This is a genomic window from Pseudomonas sp. R84 (assembly GCF_009834515.1).
Lineage (GTDB): Bacteria > Pseudomonadota > Gammaproteobacteria > Pseudomonadales > Pseudomonadaceae > Aquipseudomonas.
This window is the reverse complement of the sequence record NZ_CP019426.1, coordinates 3,782,681-3,803,213: the sequence shown is the minus strand read 5'-3', so window position 1 is coordinate 3,803,213 and position 20,533 is coordinate 3,782,681. Positions and strand designations below refer to the sequence as shown.

Annotated in this window: 10 protein-coding genes and 2 riboswitches; of the genes, 5 read left to right on the top strand and 5 right to left on the bottom strand. The window is 60.1% G+C overall.

Going from position 1 to position 20,533, the window contains the following annotated elements:
- The first annotated feature begins 19 nt into the window (after positions 1 to 19).
- Positions 20 to 7,396: an NEL-type E3 ubiquitin ligase domain-containing protein gene (locus PspR84_RS16690; protein ID WP_160058275.1), complete on the top strand. Its 7,377-nt coding sequence runs from the start codon at positions 20 to 22 to the stop codon at positions 7,394 to 7,396.
- Positions 7,397 to 7,449: 53 nt separating this feature from the next.
- Here the strand turns inward: PspR84_RS16690 and metH are convergent, their stop codons facing one another.
- Complete coding sequence (gene metH / locus PspR84_RS16685) at positions 7,450 to 11,160, bottom strand: methionine synthase (RefSeq protein WP_160058273.1); 3,711 nt, start codon at positions 11,158 to 11,160, stop codon at positions 7,450 to 7,452.
- A gap of 154 nt (positions 11,161 to 11,314) precedes the next feature.
- Here metH and PspR84_RS16680 point away from each other — a divergent pair, with 154 nt between their 5' ends.
- The 3 genes from PspR84_RS16680 (at position 11,315) to nfuA (ending at position 15,471) form a co-directional block, all read left to right on the top strand.
- Complete coding sequence (locus tag PspR84_RS16680) at positions 11,315 to 13,621, top strand: fatty acid cis/trans isomerase (protein WP_160058271.1); 2,307 nt, start codon at positions 11,315 to 11,317, stop codon at positions 13,619 to 13,621.
- 185 nt (positions 13,622 to 13,806) lie between these two features.
- Positions 13,807 to 14,829 (top strand): acyltransferase, encoded by a 1,023-nt coding sequence (locus PspR84_RS16675; RefSeq protein ID WP_160058269.1) that lies wholly within the window; start codon positions 13,807 to 13,809, stop codon positions 14,827 to 14,829.
- 57 nt (positions 14,830 to 14,886) lie between these two features.
- Positions 14,887 to 15,471 (top strand): Fe-S biogenesis protein NfuA, encoded by a 585-nt coding sequence (gene nfuA / locus PspR84_RS16670; RefSeq protein WP_007912592.1) that lies wholly within the window; start codon positions 14,887 to 14,889, stop codon positions 15,469 to 15,471.
- A 163-nt stretch (positions 15,472 to 15,634) separates the two neighbouring features.
- On the opposite strand, the gene cobM is transcribed toward nfuA, so the two are convergent.
- The 4 genes from cobM to PspR84_RS16650 form a co-directional block, all read right to left on the bottom strand.
- On the bottom strand, positions 15,635 to 16,381 hold the full coding sequence (gene cobM, locus PspR84_RS16665) for a precorrin-4 C(11)-methyltransferase (RefSeq protein WP_160058267.1): 747 nt from the start codon (positions 16,379 to 16,381) through the stop codon (positions 15,635 to 15,637).
- 81 nt (positions 16,382 to 16,462) lie between these two features.
- Entirely contained in the window at positions 16,463 to 16,876 is a 414-nt protein-coding gene (locus PspR84_RS16660) for a cobalamin biosynthesis protein (RefSeq protein WP_137219332.1), read from the bottom strand.
- Positions 16,873 to 17,574, bottom strand: a complete 702-nt coding sequence (locus tag PspR84_RS16655) for a CbtA family protein (RefSeq protein WP_160058265.1) — start codon at positions 17,572 to 17,574, stop codon at positions 16,873 to 16,875. The genes PspR84_RS16660 and PspR84_RS16655 overlap by 4 nt, the downstream gene beginning before the upstream one ends.
- Before the next feature lie 11 nt (positions 17,575 to 17,585).
- Entirely contained in the window at positions 17,586 to 17,783 is a 198-nt protein-coding gene (locus tag PspR84_RS16650) for a CbtB domain-containing protein (protein ID WP_160058263.1), read from the bottom strand.
- Positions 17,784 to 17,906: 123 nt separating this feature from the next.
- A riboswitch (cobalamin riboswitch) is annotated at positions 17,907 to 18,129 on the bottom strand.
- Between the two features lie 1,019 nt (positions 18,130 to 19,148).
- A riboswitch (cobalamin riboswitch) is annotated at positions 19,149 to 19,361 on the top strand.
- Positions 19,362 to 19,459: 98 nt separating this feature from the next.
- Between PspR84_RS16650 and cobW the strand changes: the two genes are divergently transcribed.
- A complete protein-coding gene (gene cobW, locus PspR84_RS16645) occupies positions 19,460 to 20,533 on the top strand; it encodes a cobalamin biosynthesis protein CobW (protein WP_034154301.1) in 1,074 nt (357 codons plus the stop codon).

The following is a 20,533-nucleotide window of genomic DNA, read 5'->3' as shown; positions in this document are numbered from 1 at the left end:
CATCAACCAAGGAGTGACCATGATCGCTATCCCACCCGACCCGGTATCGGCGCAGCCTGTTTCGCCGACTCCGCCCGCAAACGAAAACCGGCCCGTGAAGCTGGCTGCGACGCGCAGCCTTCACGGCGTCTTCCTCGAAAAAAACGCACCACAATGGTTGACCGACGCAACGACGCAACGACGCGATGCGCTCAAGAACGTCTCGACGGTGCTGCCGTCCTGGTATCAAGACGCCACGCCCGCTCAGCGAACGGCGTTGAGTGACAGCTTCAAGGCCAGTGTCGATGCGCAGAACCGCCTGGACAAGCGCATGTCGACGTTCCAGCCGGTTGAAGCGTTCGCCAAACCCCTGCTGATCAAGGCCTTGAAAGACCAGTACCAGGTGCAAGTGGATGTCGAAAAGACACTCTTGTGCCTTAAACGTCCGGTAGAAATGGGTGTTCTGAAGATTGAACTGGCATCGTTCGAGCTCTTCAAACTTTCGCTGCTGGACGCCGCGCTGCATAACTTTGAAGCCTACGAATGCGCGGCAGACGCGTTTCACAGCACCTCCGGTTTCGTTGTCGCGACGACCACGCCGGACACCTACGAGTCCGTGAGCCCCGGCTTGACCGTCAGCCAGTTTCTGGGCTTGTGCCGCCGCCTGGATATCGGCAAGCAATACCAGACCTATCTGCAGGGCTTCTTTCATCCGACGGACGCGGCGGCTGAAGCCGAACTGCGCGAGCGATTCATCAGCAGCCAGAAGGCGACCCTGCGCGCCGCGGCCGAACAGGCACTGTTGCAGAAGGACATCGAACCGGCGGATCACGCCATGATTGTGTCAGTGATCGATGGCCAGATGCATCCGTGGATTGGCGAAAAACCGGTCTGGTTTGCCGATCTGGGGGTGATGAAAAAAAGAATGACCGGCTGTGTGGTTTTCGATATTTGTGAAAAATACCGCTACAGCGATGAGGTGATCGTGTACATCCCCCACGATCCGGAGCATCCGCTAAAGCGCTACAGCAGTGCGCAAATGCGCGACGAGTTCAAGCGCTTGCTCACAGCGCGCGATGCTGCACAGGCTTCGAGTGCGCAGCCGACGTCCTACCAGCGCTTCCTCAGTCAGTTCCTGCCCTATGACCAGCGCCCATACTATTTCAGTCAGTTCACGAAGAAGGCCGACGACTCTCCGAACGATGCCTGGCGCCTGAAGCGCAATCCATGGCTGGCATTTATTGAATCGATCACCCCCGGTTCGGTGTTTTCGCGAATCCGGGAGCTGCCGCCGGAGCGCAATGTCAAGCTTGTGCCTGAGCCTGATCCGTACATCGCCGCGTCGACGGTAAGTCGCGAGGGGCGGGGTATCTGGGCGCCCAACCAGGATCTTTGGGAGTACCTGTATAAACAGAACTGCAAGAAGGTCCTGGCCGACGCCCGAAGTCACGCCGTGCCGACGGCTGACGTCGATGTGAAAGCGCGTGAGGCCAAGCTGGCGCACTTGATGCAAATCGGCATGCTGGGATTGAACATGGTGTCGATGTTTGTGCCGGTGTTGGGCGAAGTCATGATGGTGGTGATGGCCGGGCAATTGTTGTACGAGACCCTGGAGGGCGCGATCGAGTGGAGTGAAGGCGATCGCAGGGCGGCCAAGGATCATCTGATCGACGTCGCCGAGAACCTGGCCCAGATCGTGGTGATGGCGGGGGTGGGCGTGGGTGTGCGCAAATTCTCAGCCGCCAGTGCGGTTCCGGTCATCGAACAACTCAGCCCGGTGAAGCTGCCCAATGGCCAGACGCGACTGTGGAAGCCCGATCTCGGCGCGTACGAATCCACGGTGACGCTGGAGGCCAGTCCTGGCCCGAACACGCAGGGACAGTACGTGATCGATGGCAAAACCTTTATTCGTCAGGACGGTAAGGTTTACGAGCAGTTTTATGACGAATCGATCAGCAAGTGGCGCATCAGGCATCCCACTGACGCCAGCGCCTATCAGCCTGTGCTCGAAAGCAATGGCCGGGGGGCCTGGCGTCATTCACTGGAACGGCCTCTGGCGTGGGATCGCCTCACCCTGTTACGGCGCATGGGGCATGTCACCGACGTATTTTCCGACGCCGAACTGATCAAGGCTGGCGATATCAGCGGCGTCAGTGACAATGCGTTGCGCAAGATGCATCTGGATAAAGCCGCGCCGCCGCCAGAGCTGACTCAGGCCATGCAACTGTTCAAGGCTGATGCGGATACGGCGCGCGTCATGGAGCAGTTGCAGGGGACGCAGCCGATCGACGAAATGTACTTTTATGCGTTACCGCTGGTGACTGAAATGCCGCGCTGGCCGGCGAACCGGGTGCTGGAGGTCTTCGAAGGGCCGCAGATGTCCGGTAAATCCGTCAAGTACGGATCCGAACGCCGGGTTCGGGGTGTGAGCGTCAAGGTACCGATCCAGGTCACCCGGCCCGAGATCCTGAGCGGGGATATGCCAGCGCGAATTCTGGCGCAGCTCGACGAGTCCGAAATCACTCGACTGCTAGGAGGGGAAGGCGCGCGCGTGCATGACGCGAGGCCGGCAGAATTTGGCAAGCAAATGGCCGCTCACGCGCAAACCCGTCAACCAGCGATTCACGACAGTATTTACAAGGGCACCGAACCCGTCGACGCCAGGGTCACGCTCTTGCAGAACGCCTGTCCGGGACTCAGCGACGCGGCTGCGCAAGAGATCCTTGCACACAGTCACACCGATGATCTTGCGCGGCTGGGCTCTCCCCATCGAGTCCCGTTGCGGATGCTGGAGGACGCTCGTTGGTACGCGCGGCGAAGTCGGCAAGTCACGGCCTATGCCGGCTTGCGCAGCGAAAACATCGCCTCGGCGGACAGCCGCCACCTGGCGCTGCGCACCCTGGAACGTCTGCCGGGCTGGCCAGACAACGTGCGGCTGGAAGTCCGCGAAGGCAAGGACAGTGGCACGTTGCTCGACAGCATTGGCAGCGAGACGGCCCGCGAAAAAAAATACCTGATCAAAAAGGGCCCGCAATTCCAGGCATTCAATGATCGCGGTGAAGAACTCAATAGCCTGCCTCGAAGCGCAGGCAACTTTTACGCATCGATCATGCACGCCTTGCCCGATGATGCGCGCCGTAGCCTGGGCATGCCGGAGGTCAGTCAGTGGCCCGAACTGCAAAAAAAGATCATCGAATACGCCGATCAGCATTACAGCACCACGCTGGCCTTTCTGGAGCCGCAGGGCAAGTGGTTCAAGGCACCTGTGCGGGTCAGCGAAACCTTGACCGGTTACGCCGCCAGCGGAAGGGGGCCCAGGCTCAATCCGGCGCTGAGTGCACGGGCGCGCGATATCTATCCCGATCTCACCGAAAGGCAGGCTGACGACTTCATTCTGGGACGAGTGCGGGCGGGCGATAACGAGAGCCAGATCGCTCAGATGTTGCAGGACCGCCTGCTTGAATGGAACAACCTTGAGACGACACTTGATCAATGGGTGGAGCATTCGACGGCTGCGCGCGGCGAGCAGGGCCACCGGTTGCGGGCTGCGCAAGCGCTGAAGGCGTGCTGGCGCAAGGCACCGTTAGCCGCCGAGATGCCCGGGGCAGACCAGCTCGCGTTCATCACCTACGATCCTTTGCCGGCACTTGCGGCGGATTTTACCCATGTGCGCGAACTGACCATTGGTGGCAACGGTATGACCGACGGCAATGCCGAAGCGTTTCTGGCTCTGCTGCCCAATGTCGAGAAATTGTCGCTGGGGCAGCGGAGCAATCACTATGGCATCTATGCGCTGCAACAAATGGCATTGACCACCTTGCCCGAGGCGGTGACCAGAATGGCCTCGCTGAAAAGTCTGAAGTTCAGAACAGCGGCGCCTGCATTGGCGATCTCTTTTCCAGCCAGATTGCGAGCATTGACCGGGCTTGAAGAGCTTCACCTCAACTACGCGGGATTGTTCACTCCCGCCCCGGTGCTTGACCTGGCACCACTCACACACCTGGAAAAAATCAAGATCGAAGGCTTGAGCCTGGTGCAGTGGCCTGCCTATGTGCAAGGGCTTCCTGCACTGCAGCGTCTGGACCTGTCGCGCACCGCCATCAGTTCCATTCCTGACTCGCTCTACACCGGACATGAACGACTCTGGGCGGGGCTATCGCTGGACTGGTCGAGGTTTTCCCATGAGGCGTTCAAGCCCGCTTATGAGTACGTCAAAAAGTACATGGGGGAATTCGGACATCTGGTTGATCTCGACTTGATGGTTCGCCGCTACTGTGCCGGCGAGCTGGAGTTTCTCACGGGGGAGGCCGGGCATATCAATCCGTTGCCTGCGCGCATCATGAACCTGTGGAACACCCCCGAAACCAGACTCAACGCCGTCGAGGCTTTACGTGCAGAGCACGCCGGGATCTTCCGGCAGTTTTATCACCCCACGGCGTCCGATGGACTGAGAACGACCATGCTATTGCCGCGCTGGCAGACGCAACCCAATGTCCGGGTGCTGCGCGCACTCGAAAAAAACTGGCGTGCTGCCATACGCAAGCGCTATAGCCTGGACTCCAATGTGCAACCGCCTGGCCCACTGGAGCGGGAACTTCCCGTGAACCGCGACGATGCCGGCGTATTCGAGCTGTATGACTCGACCTGGACGCAGAACGAAATCACCGTCAGCGAGCTACCCCGGTTACCGGCCGGCACATTTTCCCACGTGCGGACCGTGCGCTTTGACCGTATGGTTGCGCCGGTCGAGCAGGTTCGCGATTTTCTCATGGCCTTCAGTGGCGTGCGTAACCTGGAAATCACTTCGAGCGTTTTGACTGAGGTGCCGTTCAGGCCGGGCGACCTGGCGCAACTGACGCGACTGGACCTCTCCTTTAACCAGATCGAATCCACCCCTGCGCTGCAGAGCCGGATCAATGGTCTGGTAAACCTTGAACATCTGAGCATGCGCCTCAATCGGCTGACCGAACTGGATGTGTCGGGCCTGACCCGCCTCAAGACATTGAACCTCAGCTCGAATGCACTCGGTGCGTGGCCAAGGGGCGCTGAAAACCTTCCACAATTGAAATGGCTGGACCTGCGCTACAACAACATCGCTGCACTGCCGAAATCCGTGCTCGGCCACGCAGACATGCTGCTGCGCACCAGCCTGATGACCAACAATCCTTTCAGTGTTGAAGGGGCGGCGGCCTTGACGGCGGCGCAAGGGCGTATCGAAAGCGCCAGAGGTCTGCCCATCGGTGCCTTGGGGCAATTTGACTTGCAACCTGTACCGCTGCTGATGCCTCCGGGCGAGATGCCGGCCGAGACAGCGTTTTCTCTCGTTGAACGCCTGTTGCCGCCGCTTCTCGAGACCACCGTGGTTGAAGGTCCCACAGGTTTTGCACAGCGGGTGCAGGATCTGAACCCGATCATTTCCCCGGAAGAGGCGCAGCAATGCGTGGCCCGATTACGTCTGGAGGGGCTGACTGATGCAGGGATCGATGCCCGGTTGCGCGAATGGCAAGAAACCGCCGTATCAATGACCCGCGAATTGAATGGCTGGATCTTTGCCCGTGAGGCCAATGTCTACGGCAGTCTGGTCTCGGCGTACAGTCGAGAAATGGCTGCGCTGAAAATCCGTGAATGCTGGCAGGATGGCGTGACCGGTCATGCCGATGGCGCAGGGCAGACACTGAATCTTACCGGGGTGCACACAGGCGATTTACCGCCACTGTCGACAGTGCTTTCCCATGTCCGCACGCTCAATCTGACCGGTACCCGATTCACGTTGCAAAGTTTCAGCGGGTTTTGCCGCGCTTTCCCTGAGGTGACCACGCTGACGCTCAATGGCAATGCGCTGGAGGTGCTGCCGGGGGGCGTCGGCAACCTGAGCCAGTTGTCGCGGCTGGAGTTGAGCGGCAATCGCTTTGGGGATGCGCAAAGCCTTTATTCCCAGGTCGGAGGGGATCGCCTGCGATGGCTGGACCTCAGTCACAACCGTCTGGACGACTTCAACGCCAGCGCGTTCAGCCGACTGGAAACCCTCAATCTCGCCAACAATGGTCTGCAGCATTGGCCAGACGGAATAATGGAGCTGGAACATCTGCAAACGTTGAACCTGACGCTCAACCGCATCATGAACATACCTGGCTGGTTGTTGGGGGGCGCGCATCAACCACTGGTTGCCGGCACTGACCTGTCCGAAAATCCACTGCTTCTCAATAGTCTGGAACAGCTCAGGGATTACAGCGTGGCCAACGATGGCCGCCCTGTGATGGGACTGTCGCGAGCCACTCTGGATCATGAAATCGTGCAGCGCCAGTTACATGCCGACAGCGAGTCCGATTTTGACTATGAATCGGGGTCCGGGAGCGATGACAGCGATGACAGCGATGACAGTGATGGCGGGGGGGCCGGTGGCGGCGCAGCGGTTGTGCCGGGTGCAGATGTGCATGCGGGTGTCGAGGCACTTGAGGTTATTGCCAACCCGCAACACGACGTGGCTGCGCCGGCCATGGAAACCTGGCTGACTTACACACCCGTCGATGCGCGCTCCGCTCGGCAAAAGATGTGGCAGCAATTGGCGCAAGAAGCCAATCATGAGTCGTTCTTTCATTTGCTCTCGACGCTGCACGATACCGCCGAGTTCAGGCTGGCGGGTGGCGATCTGACTCACCGGGTATGGCAAGTCATTCAGGCAGCGAGTGAAAATACCGAATTGCGCGAGCTGTTATTTGCCAACGCCGAGACCCATGGCACCTGTCCTGATGGCCGCATTCTTTCTTTCAGCGAACTGGAAACACGGGTTTATGTGTACACCGCTTTACGCGATATACCTCGTCATCGTGCGGATCTGCGAGGCAGAGCCCTGTTGGATATGACCCGACGCCTGTTTCGACTTGACAGGGTCGACAGGCTGGCTGAAGCCGTTGCCGTTAACCAGGACAGAGCGGAAGTGCGACTGCAGTATCGCATCGGCATGATCCGCGGTTGGCCGGACGGGCTGGAATTACCGGCACAACCGGAGCATATGCTGTACGGCACGCCCATCCGGGGGCGGCGATTGATCAACGCACGCGCCTCTGTACTGGCGGATGAGGCGTCGAACATATTCGTGGAGGATCTTAGTGCGCGTGATTACTGGGGTGTCTATCTGCAAGAACAATATCCCGCCGAGTTCCAGGCGCTTGAACAGAACGCCGCAAGGCGCATGGAAGAGGTTGAGGATGCACATCCCGACAGAAACGACAGTGCAGAATCGCTCCAGACGTATCTCGATGCGATGCAAGCGTTAAGGATCGAACTGGCCGATGCGCGTTCCGCGACGCTGCAGGCGCTGACCCGCCAGGAAATGCAGAAATTGGCAGGAGCGCATGAAGAGGGGCCGCAGCCGGGCCCTTCGTCACCGCAACCGGGGCCCTCGTGGCGGCCGTGACGCAGTGATGGGGCGGGCCTGGGAGCAGAAGGTTCCCAGGCCCTTGGCCAGACTCAGTTGTCGTAACCCAGATTCGGCGCCAGCCAGCGCTCGGTCACGCTCAATTCCTGGCCTTTGCGCGAGGTGTAGCTGGCGACCTGATCCTTGTCGACCTTGCCCACGGCAAAGTACTGCGCCTGCGGATGGGCGAAGTACCAGCCGCTGACCGCTGCGGCCGGGAACATCGCGTAGTGCTCGGTGAGAAACACACCGCTGCGGCCGGCGCGCATTTCTTCGGCTTGCGGATCAAGCAGCGCAAACAGCGCGGCCTTCTCGGTGTGATCCGGGCAGGCCGGGTAACCCGGAGCAGGGCGGATGCCGCTGTACTGCTCTTTGATCAACGCTTCGTTGTCGAGGGTTTCGTCCTTGGCATAACCCCAGTGCTCTTTACGCACTTGCTGGTGCAGCCATTCGGCGCAGGCTTCGGCCAAACGGTCGGCCAGCGCCTTGACCATGATCGAGTTGTAATCGTCGCCAGCGTCCTGATAAGCCTTGGCGACTTCTTCGGCGCCGATGCCGGCGGTGGTGATGAAGCCCCCGACGTAGTCAGTCACTTCGCTGTCTTTCGGTGCGACGAAGTCGGCCAGCGAAAAGTTCGGCTTGCCGTCGGTCTTGATGATCTGCTGGCGCAAGTGATGCAGTTTGGCCAATGGCTGGCCGTCATCGCCGTACAGTTCGATGTCGTCGTCATGCACCTGATTGGCCGGCCAGAAGCCGAACACTGCGCGGGCGCTGATCAACTTCTCGTCGATCAGCTTGGCGAGCATTTCCTGCGCATCCTTGTACAACGAAGTCGCGGCTTCACCGACTACTTCATCTTCGAGGATGCGCGGGAACTTGCCGGCCAGATCCCAAGAGATGAAGAACGGCGTCCAGTCGATGTATTCGGCCAGCACCTTGAGGTCGATGTTGTCCAGCACCTTGCTGCCGGTGAAGGTCGGTTTGACCGGCTGATAATTCGCCCAGTCGAACTGTGGTTTCTTGGCGATCGCGGCGGCGTAGCTCAGGCGTTCGGTGCGGGCGCTGCGGTTGGCGGTGCGTTCACGGACTTCAACGTATTCGGCGCGGGTTCTTTCAACAAAACCGGCTTTCAATTCTTTCGACAGCAGCTGCGTCGCCACGCCGACCGCGCGGGAGGCGTCGGTTACGTAAACCACGGCATCGTTGCTGTACTTCGGCTCGATCTTCACCGCGGTGTGCGCTTTGGAGGTGGTCGCGCCACCGATCATCAGCGGCAGGTGGAAATCCTGACGCTGCATCTCACGGGCAACGTGGACCATTTCATCCAGCGACGGTGTGATCAGGCCGGAGAGGCCGATGATGTCGCACTTCTGCTCTTTGGCCACCTGCAGAATCTTCTCGGCCGGCACCATCACGCCGAGGTCGACGATGTCATAGCCGTTGCAACCGAGCACCACGCCGACGATGTTCTTGCCGATGTCGTGGACGTCGCCTTTCACCGTAGCCATGAGGATCTTGCCCTTGGCTTCTGGCTTGTCGCCCTTTTCCAGTTCGATGAACGGGATCAAGTGCGCCACGGCCTGCTTCATTACGCGGGCGGATTTCACCACCTGCGGCAGGAACATTTTGCCGGCACCGAACAGGTCGCCAACGATGTTCATGCCGGACATCAGCGGGCCTTCGATCACTTCGATCGGGCGCGCAAACGACTGACGGGATTCTTCGGTGTCTTCAACGATGTGCGTGGTGATGCCTTTGACCAGCGCATGTTCCAGACGCTTGTTGACCTCCCAGCTACGCCACTCTTCGGTCTCGGCTTCCTTGACGCTGCCGTCGCCCTTGTACTTGTCGGCAATGGCGAGGAGGGCGTCGGTGCCGTTTGGCGTGCGGTTGAGTACCACGTCTTCGACGGCGTCGCGCAGTTCTTGCGGGATCTGGTCGTAGATCTCCAGTTGACCGGCGTTGACGATGCCCATGGTCAGGCCCGCACGGATCGCGTACAGCAAGAACACCGAGTGAATCGCCTCGCGCACCGGGTTGTTGCCCCGGAACGAGAACGACACGTTGGACACGCCGCCCGAAGTCAGCGCATACGGCAGTTCGTCGCGGATGTAGGCGCAGGCGTTGATGAAGTCGACCGCGTAGTTGTTGTGTTCTTCGATACCGGTGGCGACGGCGAAGATGTTCGGGTCGAAAATGATGTCTTCCGGCGGGAAGCCGACTTCGTTGACCAGAATGTCGTAGGAGCGTTTGCAGATTTCTTTCTTGCGCGCTTCGGTGTCGGCCTGGCCGGCTTCGTCGAAGGCCATCACCACCACCGCGGCGCCGTAGCGCTTGCACAGTTTGGCGTGATGGATGAACTGCTCGACGCCTTCTTTCATGCTGATCGAGTTGACGATGCCCTTGCCCTGAATGCACTTGAGGCCGGCTTCGATCACTTCCCATTTGGAGGAGTCGATCATGATCGGTACGCGCGAGATGTCCGGTTCACCGGCGATCAGATTGAGGAAGGTCACCATGGCCTTCTTCGAATCGAGCATGCCTTCGTCCATGTTGATGTCGATCACCTGCGCGCCGGCTTCGACCTGCTGCAGGGCGACTTCCAGCGCTTCGGTGTAGTTGTCTTCACGGATCAGGCGGGCGAATTTCGCCGAGCCGGTGATGTTGGTGCGCTCACCGACGTTGACGAACAGCGAGCTGCGATCGATGGTGAAGGGTTCCAGACCCGAGAGGCGGCAAGCCTTGGGAATGTCCGGAATCTGACGCGGCGCGTAACCGGCAACAGCTTTGGCGATGGCTTCGATGTGCCCCGGCGTGGTGCCGCAGCAGCCGCCGACGATGTTGAGGAAGCCGCTCTGGGCGAATTCTTCGATGACCTTGGCGGTTTCCGACGGCAGTTCGTCGTACTCGCCGAATTCGTTCGGCAGGCCGGCGTTCGGGTGCGCGGAAACGTGGGTGCTGGCCTTGTTCGACAGCTCTTCCAGGTACGGACGCAACTCGCTGGCGCCGAGGGCGCAGTTGAGGCCGACCGAGATTGGCTTGGCGTGTGCCACCGAGTTCCAGAACGCTTCGGTGGTCTGGCCCGACAGGGTACGGCCGGAGGCGTCGGTGATGGTCCCGGAAATCATGATCGGCAGTTCGATGTGCAGCTCTTCGAACACGCCTTGCACGGCGAAGATCGCCGCTTTGGCGTTGAGGGTGTCGAAAATGGTTTCGATCAGGATCAGGTCGGCGCCGCCCTCGATCAGGCCTTTGGTGGCTTCGGTGTAGTTTTCCACCAGCTCATCAAAGGTGACGTTGCGATAGCCCGGGTTGTTGACGTCCGGTGACAGCGAGCAGGTGCGGCTGGTCGGGCCCAGCACGCCGGCGACGAAACGCGGCTTGCCCGGGTTCTCGGCGGTCTTGGCGTCGGCGACCTTGCGCGCCAGACGTGCGCCTTCTACGTTTAGTTCGTAGGCCAGTTCTTCCATGCCGTAGTCGGCCATGGAAATGCGCGTGGCGTTGAAGGTGTTGGTTTCGAGGATGTCGGCGCCGGCATCCAGGTAGGCTTTTTCGATGCCGCCGATCACATCGGGACGGGTGAGCACCAACAGGTCGTTGTTGCCCTTGACGTCACTCGGCCAGTCGGCGAAGCGTTTGCCGCGATAGTCCTGTTCTTCGAGCTTGTAGCTCTGGATCATCGTGCCCATGCCGCCGTCGAGTATCAGGATGCGCTCTTTGAGAGCTTGCTTGAGAGCTTGAAGGCGGACGCTGCGATCGGACATTTGGACTACTCGGAAAGACCATTACGAAGGAGCGGGATCATAGCAAACCTGTGCGCTTTTAGAGCATGTTGGGCTTTTGCATGAATATCGCTCATGTTGGTACGGGCGTCATACTGTAGAATCGCGGCGTTTTTTAACAATCGGGATCAGCAGCATGTCTTACCGCGTCATTGGTTTTGTGTTGCTGTTTCTCAGCTGGGGCGCCGTGGCGCAAGAGCCAGCGACTGTGCCGGCCATTTCTCAGTCGATTTCGTACGTCCGCGACATCCAGCCAATCTTCACCGAGAAGTGCGTGGCCTGCCATGCCTGCTACGACTCGGCCTGCCAGTTGAATCTGGGCAGTGGCGAGGGTGCGGCCCGTGGCGCGAGCAAAATGCCGGTCTATGACGGCGAGCGCACACAAGCGGCACCGACCACGCGACTGTTTTACGACGCCTTCGGTAAACGCGCCTGGCAGCAGAAAGACTTCTATTCGGTGCTCGATGCGCAGGGCAGTCAGGCGGCGCTGATGGCGCGCATGCTCGAGCTCGGGCACAAGACGCCGCTGACGCCCAACGCCAAACTCCCGGAAGAGATTGTGCTGGGCCTGAACCGCGAGAACATGTGCTCGCTGCCCGCCGAGTTTGAGGGCTACGCCGGCGCCCATCCGAAAGAAGGCATGCCGCTGGCGGTGACCGGGCTGACCGATCAGCAATATCAGACGCTGCAGCGCTGGCTGGCCTCGGGTGCCCCGATTGACGAACAAGGCCTGGCGCCGAGCGCGAAAGAGGCGCTGCAAATCGTCCAGTGGGAAAATCTGCTTAATACTCCCGGCGCCCGGCAGAGTCTGGTCGGACGGTGGCTTTACGAGCACTTGTACCTCGCGCACATCTATTTCAAGGATGGCGAGCCGGGGCATTACTTCCAGTGGGTGCGTTCGCGCACACCGAGCGGGCAGCCGATCGACCTGATCGCCACCCGTCGTCCCAACGACGATCCGGGCACCCAGGTGTATTACCGCTTGTGGCCGGTGCAAGGGGTGATCGTGCACAAAACCCATATCACCTATCTGCTGAGCGCGGCGAAGATGGCGCGGGTGAAAAGCCTGTTTTACAGCGGCAACTGGCAGGTCAATGCCTTGCCGGGTTACGGCCCGCAGAGCCGCGCGAATCCCTTCGCGACATTCGAGGCGATTCCGGCGCAGGCGCGTTACCAATTCATGCTCGACAACGCCGAGTACTTTGTCCGCACCTTTATTCGCGGCCCGGTGTGCCGTGGGCAGATTGCGACCGACGTGATTCGCGACAACTTCTGGGCGCTGTTCCAGGCGCCGGAGCACGACCTCTACATCACAGACCCGAACTATCGCGGCCAAGCCACGCCTTTACTGGCCATGCCTGGGCAGAACGACGATGTCGGCAGCGTGTTGAGCCTGTGGCGCAACTACCGCGACAAGCGCAATGAATATGAGGCTCTGCGCCGCGACAGCTACGCCGATCTCCCCGAACCGAGCTGGTCGACCCTGTGGGCCGGCAACGACAACGCGCTGCTGAGCATTTTTCGCCACTTCGACAGCGCCTCGGTGACCAAAGGCCTGATTGGCGAGGTGCCGCAGACAATGTGGCTATTCGACTACCCCTTGCTCGAGCGCACTTATTATCAGTTGGCGGTCAATTTCGATGTGTTCGGCAATGTCTCGCATCAGGCGCAGACCCGCCTGTATTTTGACCTGATCCGCAACGGCGCTGAGCAGAATTTCTTGCGCCTGATGCCCGCCGACTCTCGTGAGGATTTCCTCGACGATTGGTACCAGAGCGGCGGCCAGTTCAAGATGTGGCTCGATTACGAGGCGATTGACGACGATAAGCCGACTGCGCTGAAACTCGACGAGAAAGACCCGAAATACGATTTCGCCATGCAATTGCTCGCGCGTTACGGTGATCTCAATGCGCGGCCGGATCCGATCAATCGTTGCGCCGGCGCTTACTGCTCACGGCCAAATATCGACCCGGCGCTGCAAAATGCCGAACAGGCATTGAGTCGCCTGACATCGCGCCCGGCGGCCGGATTGCAGGTCATCGACCAACTTCCGGAAGCGACCATGCTGCGTGTCGAAACCGCCGGTGGCAAACGCGAGGTGTACAGCCTGTTGCGCAACCGCGCGCACAGTAACGTGGCGTTCCTGCTCGGCGAGTCACGGCGTTATCAGCCCGGGCTGGATACGCTGACCATTTACCCGGGCGTGCTCAGCAGCTATCCGAACTTCATCTTTAATGTCCCGGCCGATCAGGTGCCGGCGTTTGTCGATGCAATGGAAAACGCCAAGGATGCCAACCGCTTCGAGAAAATCGTCGAACGTTGGGGGATCCGCCGCAGTCATCCGCAATTCTGGTTCTATTTCCACGATTTGAGTCAGTACATTCACGAAACCGATCCGGTGGAAGAGGGCGTGCTGGACATGAACCGCTACGAGAATCTTTGATCGTTTGAAGCGAGGCTGCTGTCCCAACTTCAAGCGACACCGCAAAACCCCTTGTAGGAGTGAGCCTGCTCGCGATAGCGGAGAATCAGGCACTGGAGATGTTGAATGTGCCGCCGCCATCGCGAGCAGGCTCACTCCTACAAGGGGTCTGCGGTGGTTTCAGGAATTGTGATCGGGAGCGGCCGATGTTGATTTCAGTGCAAGCCCTGCGTGCGCTGGCCGCGTGGACGGTGGTCTGCCACCACTTCATGCAGATTTTCTTTGACTTCAAATCACGCGGGCCAATCGGGCAGCTTTTCATCGACAAGGGCGCGGTAGGCGTCGATATCTTCTTCGTCATCAGCGGTCTGGTGATTTTCCTCTCGACCGAAAACAAACCGCTGCCGCCCGCGCGCTTTCTGTTGTATCGGCTGTTTCGCATCGTCCCGGCGTATTGGCTGTATACGCTGCTGATGGCGCTGCTGGTGGTGTTTGCCCAGCCGTTGCTGCCGGACCAAACCGTGGATTGGGGCCATGTGTTGTTGTCGTTGCTGTTCATTCCGACTGAGAACCCCGGCGGCTACGGCATTTATCCGACGCTGAATGTCGGCTGGACGCTTAATTACGAAATCCTTTTTTACGTGCTGTTCGCCTGGGCGCTGCTGTTTCGCTTGCAGGTGCGCCTGCTGGTAGTCGCGGCGTTGCTGTTTGCAGTGAGTCAGGCATGGACCGGGTTTGGCTGGATCAGCGAGTTCTATCGGTCGGACATCGTCTATGAGTTTCTGCTGGGGATCGGCATCGGCATGCTTTATCGCCGGGGCTGGATCGGTGCGGGACTGTGGTTGCCGCTGGCGGCCATCGTCGCGGCGTTGCTGGCGATTTATCATTGGGCACCGGCGCCGAGGCTGCTCAACTGGGGGGTGCCGAGTGCGGTGCTGGTGATGGCGTGTATCTCACTGGAGCGTTATGTCGAACGTAGTCGTGTCCTCAAACTGCTCGGCGATTGCTCGTATTCGGTGTATCTGATGCACGTTCTGGTGTTGTCGGCAGGCGGTTATCTGGCCCGCCGCTACGGCATCAACCCGTATTTGATGTTTGTCGTGTGCGCGCTGGCCATCGCTGTCGGCTCCTGGTTGAGCTACGAATGGGTGGAAAAACGCAGCTATCGCTGGCTCAAGACGCGGATCGACGACGGGGCGGACGAGAATCTTTCCCGACAAAAATACTAGGACTTTGTCCGGCGCAACGATTGGCGTAAACTGCGCCCAAGCCTGCGAGGAGTTTCCATGACCGCTATTACCATTACCGACGCCGCCCACGATTACCTGGCTGATCTGCTCTCCAAGCAGAACACCCCGGGCATCGGCATCCGCGTCTTCATCACCCAGCCTGGCACCCAGTACGCCGAAACCTGCATTGCCTACTGCAAGCCGGGCGAAGAAAAACCTGAAGACACCGCGCTGGGGCTGAAAAGCTTCACCGCCTATATCGACCACTTCAGCGAAGCGTTTCTCGACGACGCCGTTGTCGACTACGCCACCGACCGCATGGGCGGCCAACTGACCATCAAGGCGCCAAACGCCAAAGTACCGATGGTCAACGCCGACAGCCCGGTCAACGAGCGCATCAACTACTACCTGCAAACCGAAATCAACCCGGGGCTGGCCAGCCACGGCGGTCAGGTCAGCCTGATCGATGTGGTTGAAGACGGCATCGCCGTTCTGCAGTTCGGTGGCGGTTGCCAGGGCTGCGGCCAGGCGGACGTGACCTTGAAGGAAGGCATCGAGCGCACCTTGCTCGAGCGCATCCCTGAGCTGAAGGGTGTTCGCGACGTGACCGACCACACGCAGAAAGAAAACGCCTACTACTAAGTAAGGTGTTCACTGCGGACATGAAAAACGGCGCCCCGTGAGCGCCGTTTTTTTATGGGTGAGTTTTTTATGGATGAAATGTACCGACGCCTTCGCGAGCAGGCTCGCTCCCACCTTCGATCGCATTCCCAATGTGGGAGCGAGCCTGCTCGCGAAGGGGCCTTCATGGGCGATAGAGGTGAGCATGCCCAGCGCGATACAACGATGACTCGCTAAACACCTCACTACCCAACACCCGGCCCACCAAAATTAACGCCGTACGCCGAAACCCTTTGGCCTCGACCTTTCCGGCGATATCCGCCAGCGTCCCGACCACCCAATCCTGATCCGGCCACGTCGCCCGGTGAATCACCGCGATCGGGCAATCGGCGCCGTAATGCGGTAGCAGTTCCGCCAGAATCTTCTCCAGATGGTTGACCCCCAGATGAATCGCCATGGTCGCGCCGTGCTGCGCCAGACTGCCGAGTTCTTCGCCTGCCGGCATGGCGGTCTTGTCGGCGTAACGGGTCAGAATCACGCTTTGCGACACGTCCGGCAGGGTCAGTTCCGCACCCAGCAACGCCGCACACGCGGCGGTCGCGGTCACGCCGGGAATGATCTCGAACGGAATATTCAGCTCACGCAGGTAACGAATCTGCTCACCAATCGCACCGTACAGACTCGGGTCGCCGGAGTGCACCCGCGCCACATCCTGGTCATTGGCATGCGCGGTTTTGATCAATTCGATGATCTGTTCCAGATGCAATTCAGCGCTGTTGACCACCGTTTCGGCTTGATGGCCGGCGAGCACCGCCGCGGGCACCAGGGAACCTGCGTAGATAATCACCGGGCAACTGCGGATCAGCCGCTGGCCTTTGACGGTGATCAGTTCCGGGTCGCCGGGGCCGGCGCCGATGAAGTAAACGGTCATCGTTAAATCCTGAGTAAAAGAGGGCACGACCGCGTTGCAGATGAACAACGCTCATGATCAATGGTGGGGATTATCGGGAATTTACGCCGCGCCGGCCAATGCCAACGTGGCCTGAGCGTATTTCTGCCGGGAAATCAGCAGTTTTGCCGGGGCCTGAATCAGCTGTTCGGCGAGTGCCAACGCTGCACTTTCCGCCACGCCGTAGCAACCGGTGCGTTCGTAGGCAATTTGCGAATGGTGGCTGAGTCGTTGTTGATAACTGGCCAGTTCTTCGCTGCTGAAGTACAGCAAGGGCAGGGCGAGTTGCGTAGCAAGTTCTTGCAGCCCCGGCTCGTCGCGCTTCAGGTCGATGCTGGCCAACGCCTTGACCGTTTCAAGCTCTATGCGGTGCGCCTGTAAGGCTTGGTCGAGTAACGCGCGCAGCGTGCTGGCCGGGCAGCCGCGCTGGCAGCCCAGGCCGACTACAAAGGTCGGCGCTGCGCTGTCATCGGTCATGAGTGGTATTGGCCAGCACTTTTGCGGCGGAACAACCAGGCGCTGATCAGGCCCAAGGCCAGCCAGAACGCCACGTTGGTCAACTGCGAAGCGATTTTGAACTGAGCTTCCAATGCCTCGGGGGCGAGCATCGAATGCACTTCCGGTTGCGGCGCGCCGATCACGTGCGGCACGGCGAGGATGGCCACGCCGAGGATCTTCATCAGCCAGTGACGACTGAACGCGATCAACGACAGGCCGACAGCGGTCGAAGCGGCGGTGCCGATCCACCACGTCTGGCGTGAGGCCAGATCAGCAGCGGCAGTGCCCGGCAATTCAGGTGGCAGGCCCATCGTCGGTGCCAGTACGAATGTCGCGTAACCGGCCAGGCCCCAGAGCAGGCCTTGCGAGGTTTTGGTCGGCGCGCGCAGGGTGTAGAGACCTGCGAGCATCAGGGCGAAGCCGACAGCCACCACCAGATTGCCGCCCGTGGTCGAGACCACACGTTGCCAGCCGTCTTCCGGCTCCCAGGCTTCAGTGTCGTGGGTGTGCGCAGCGGTGCCGGCGGCGTGCTCGTGAACTTCGGCAACCGGTTCGGCTTTCTCGAACGTCTCGGCCTGAAGAATCAGTGGCGATACCCAGAAACTTTGCAGCAGAGTGAGGAGCAGAGCGGCCAGCAGTCCGGTGAAACCTGCGGTTTGCGCAATTCGCTTGATCATGTCGGCAGGTCTCAGTGGCACGGGAACGCGGCGCTGTGGCGGGTATCGTGGGCGGCGTTGTGCACCGCTTCGATGTGCGAGAAGCCGGCGAAATAAACCAGGCAGGCGCCGAGGATCGACGCGAAGACGGCGGCGGTCAGGCGTTGGCTCAGAGTCGTGGTGCTGGTGATTTTGTCCGTGTTGCTGCCGGTGCTGCTGATGATCGACATGGCGCTTCCCTCTGGAATGTCAGTGGGTGAATCGAGCGCATGAAAACCCCTGCGGGTCGGGCTCGCAGAGGTTCGAACAGCGCCCGCCCACCGCGGGTTTGTTATGTTCAGCGACGCACAAGGTGCGGGCTGTGTGTTGCGGGCCGGTCTCCGGGCTCACGAGGGGTTGGCGTCAGGCCGACCTGCAAGCGTCTCCTTCCCATGCCGCACGGGCACAGTGGTTTTGACGCTTCGCTCGCTTACCGTTGCGGGGGCAGCACCGGACTGACATGGGCTTGAGTAAAGCACATGATTCACCGGTTTCCCGTTTCACCCTGTGAAGGGCACCCGTAACAAGTTGTGTAGGAGAGCATGGGGGTGGGGTTTTGGTCAATTTTTGGGTGTATATCCGTTGCTGCGGGTGTTGCTGATTAGGGTTCCGCCCTTACGGCGGGTCACTTTTTCCAGACGCCGAAAAAGTAACCAAAAAGGCTTGCTCCTGCGTGCGGCCCGCTCGCTGGGGCTCGGGGTTCCTTCGCTCCGGGATCGATCCGGGCGCAGCGTCTCCGGTTTGCTTCGCTGCACCTACTCCCGCTGTGTTTGGCTGCGCCAAACGGTCGCTGCGCTCCCACCCCCGGATCAATCCCTCCACTCAGCCTTCCGATGTCGCCCGTGGATCAAGATCAAGAGCAGGCGAGCTGACACTCGGCCTATTGAGTGGTGAGGAGCGGGGCGCGTTCGGCTTTTGATTTGCGTTGTTGCTGCCCCTCACCCCAGCCCTCTCCCGAGGGAGAGGGAGCCGATTGGTAGGTGCTTCAAAATGTGCGTTCCACTCGGTATTCCACGTCGGTGTACCTCTTCCATTCCACGCAATCAGTCCCCTCTCCCTCCGGGAGAGGGCTAGGGTGAGGGGCTTTTGATCTGTTTCAGAATCTGAGTTCGACTCGGTATTTCAAGTCGGCGCATCTCTCCTAAACACCACGATCAGTCCCCTCTCCCTTTGGGAGAGGGCTAGGGTGAGGGGCTTTTGATTTGGCTTGTGATCTTGCTTTGGCTTTGGTTTTTGATCTTTTACCCCTTCGGAAGGCCGAGCGAAGGTGTTCATCCGGGGTTAGGCGCGCAGCGCCGTTCGACGAAGTCGAACACATCGAGAGGAGGTGCAGCGAAGCAAACCGTAGGCGATGCCCCCGGATGGACACCGTAGCGAGGGAACACTGAGCCTCAGCGAAGTGCCGTACGCCGGGGCAAAGCCTTTTGGGTTACCTTTTCGGCGTTTGGAAAAGGTGACTCGCTGTAAGAGCGAAACCGCCAGCGGCAGCACCCGCAGCAACGGATATGCCCCCAAAACCAAAACTCAACGCCCATTGACCCACCCTTCGACGATGCGTAGCCTTGCGCATTCGAGGTTCTTCGGCCGTTGCCGAAGCTAAGAAGGGAACGCGGTCAATGCCGCGGCTGCCCCCGCAACTGTGAACGGTGATGTTCGCTGCCACGCCACTGCCAGCTCAATCGATGAGCCCGCGGGAAGGCGCAGCCAACGCCAGGCCCAGCGCCTGAACGCCGTCAGCCAGGAGACCTGCCTCGTCACAGATTCTCAATTCAACCGGGCGGGGTGATCCGGTGGCGAACTCTCCGGGCGCGCACGTGCGTTGCCGGTTCTCGTCCCGTATGCCCGCCGCTTGCCAAAGGGCATACCGATGAAAACACTGGCCAAACTCCCCGTCACCATCGTCACCGGCTTCCTCGGCTCGGGCAAGACCACATTGCTGCGGCACATGCTCGACAACGCGCAGGGCCGTCGTATCGCGGTGATCGTCAATGAGTTTGGCGAGTTGGGCATCGACGGTGAAATCCTCAAGCAATGCACCATCGGCTGCACCGAAGAAGAAGCCACCGGCCGCGTTTACGAACTGGCCAACGGCTGCCTGTGCTGCACCGTTCAGGAAGAATTCTTCCCGGTGATGCGCGAACTGGTCGCGCGTCGCGGCGACCTCGACCACATCCTCATCGAAACCTCGGGCCTGGCCCTGCCAAAACCACTGGTGCAAGCGTTCCAGTGGCCGGAAATCCGCAGCGCCTGCACCGTTGACGCGGTGATCACCGTGGTCGACAGCCCGGCCGTAGCCGCTGGCACCTTCGCCGCGTTCCCGGATCAGGTCGACGCCCAGCGCAAACTCGATCCGAATCTCGATCACGAATCGCCGCTGCACGAACTGTTCGCTGACCAACTGGCCAGCGCCGACCTCGTCATTCTCAACAAGGCCGACCAGACCAGTCCGGAAGATCTCGCTCGCGTGCGCGCTGAAGTCGCCGAAGAGCTGCCACCGGCGGTGAAAATCATCGAAGCCAGCAACGGCCGTCTGCCGCTGGACGTGCTGATCGGCCTTGGCGCCGGTTCCGAAGAACACATCGACAGTCGCCACAGCCACCATGATCATCACCACGGTGAAGGCGATGACGACCACGATGACCACGATCACGACGCCTTCGATTCGATCTCCATCGAACTGCCGCAAGCCGATGAAAGCCTGCTGCTCGACGCCCTGACGCAACTGGTGGTCAAGCACGGCATCCTCCGTGTCAAAGGTTTCGCCGCCATCCCGAACAAGCCAATGCGCTTGCTGATTCAAGGCGTCGGCACGCGTTTCGACAAGCACTTCGACCGTCAGTGGGGCGCCGATGAAGCGCGCGTCACGCGTCTGGTGTTGATCGGTCAGGAACTCGACGCCGCCCAACTCGAAGCGCAACTGCGCGCTGCGCTCAGCGTTTAA

What these genes read in the sequence shown, in the direction of transcription:
- nfuA (WP_007912592.1), top strand. Translation starts at nt 14,887, where the DNA reads ATGACCGCTATTACCATTACCGACGCCGCCCACGATTACCTGGCTGAT.
- PspR84_RS16680 (WP_160058271.1), top strand. Translation starts at nt 11,315, where the DNA reads ATGTCTTACCGCGTCATTGGTTTTGTGTTGCTGTTTCTCAGCTGGGGC.
- PspR84_RS16690 (WP_160058275.1), top strand. Translation starts at nt 20, where the DNA reads ATGATCGCTATCCCACCCGACCCGGTATCGGCGCAGCCTGTTTCGCCG.
- PspR84_RS16675 (WP_160058269.1), top strand. Translation starts at nt 13,807, where the DNA reads ATGTTGATTTCAGTGCAAGCCCTGCGTGCGCTGGCCGCGTGGACGGTG.
- metH (WP_160058273.1), bottom strand. Translation starts at nt 11,160, where the DNA reads ATGTCCGATCGCAGCGTCCGCCTTCAAGCTCTCAAGCAAGCTCTCAAA.
- PspR84_RS16650 (WP_160058263.1), bottom strand. Translation starts at nt 17,783, where the DNA reads ATGTCGATCATCAGCAGCACCGGCAGCAACACGGACAAAATCACCAGC.
- cobM (WP_160058267.1), bottom strand. Translation starts at nt 16,381, where the DNA reads ATGACCGTTTACTTCATCGGCGCCGGCCCCGGCGACCCGGAACTGATC.
- cobW (WP_034154301.1), top strand. Translation starts at nt 19,460, where the DNA reads ATGAAAACACTGGCCAAACTCCCCGTCACCATCGTCACCGGCTTCCTC.
- PspR84_RS16655 (WP_160058265.1), bottom strand. Translation starts at nt 17,574, where the DNA reads ATGATCAAGCGAATTGCGCAAACCGCAGGTTTCACCGGACTGCTGGCC.
- PspR84_RS16660 (WP_137219332.1), bottom strand. Translation starts at nt 16,876, where the DNA reads ATGACCGATGACAGCGCAGCGCCGACCTTTGTAGTCGGCCTGGGCTGC.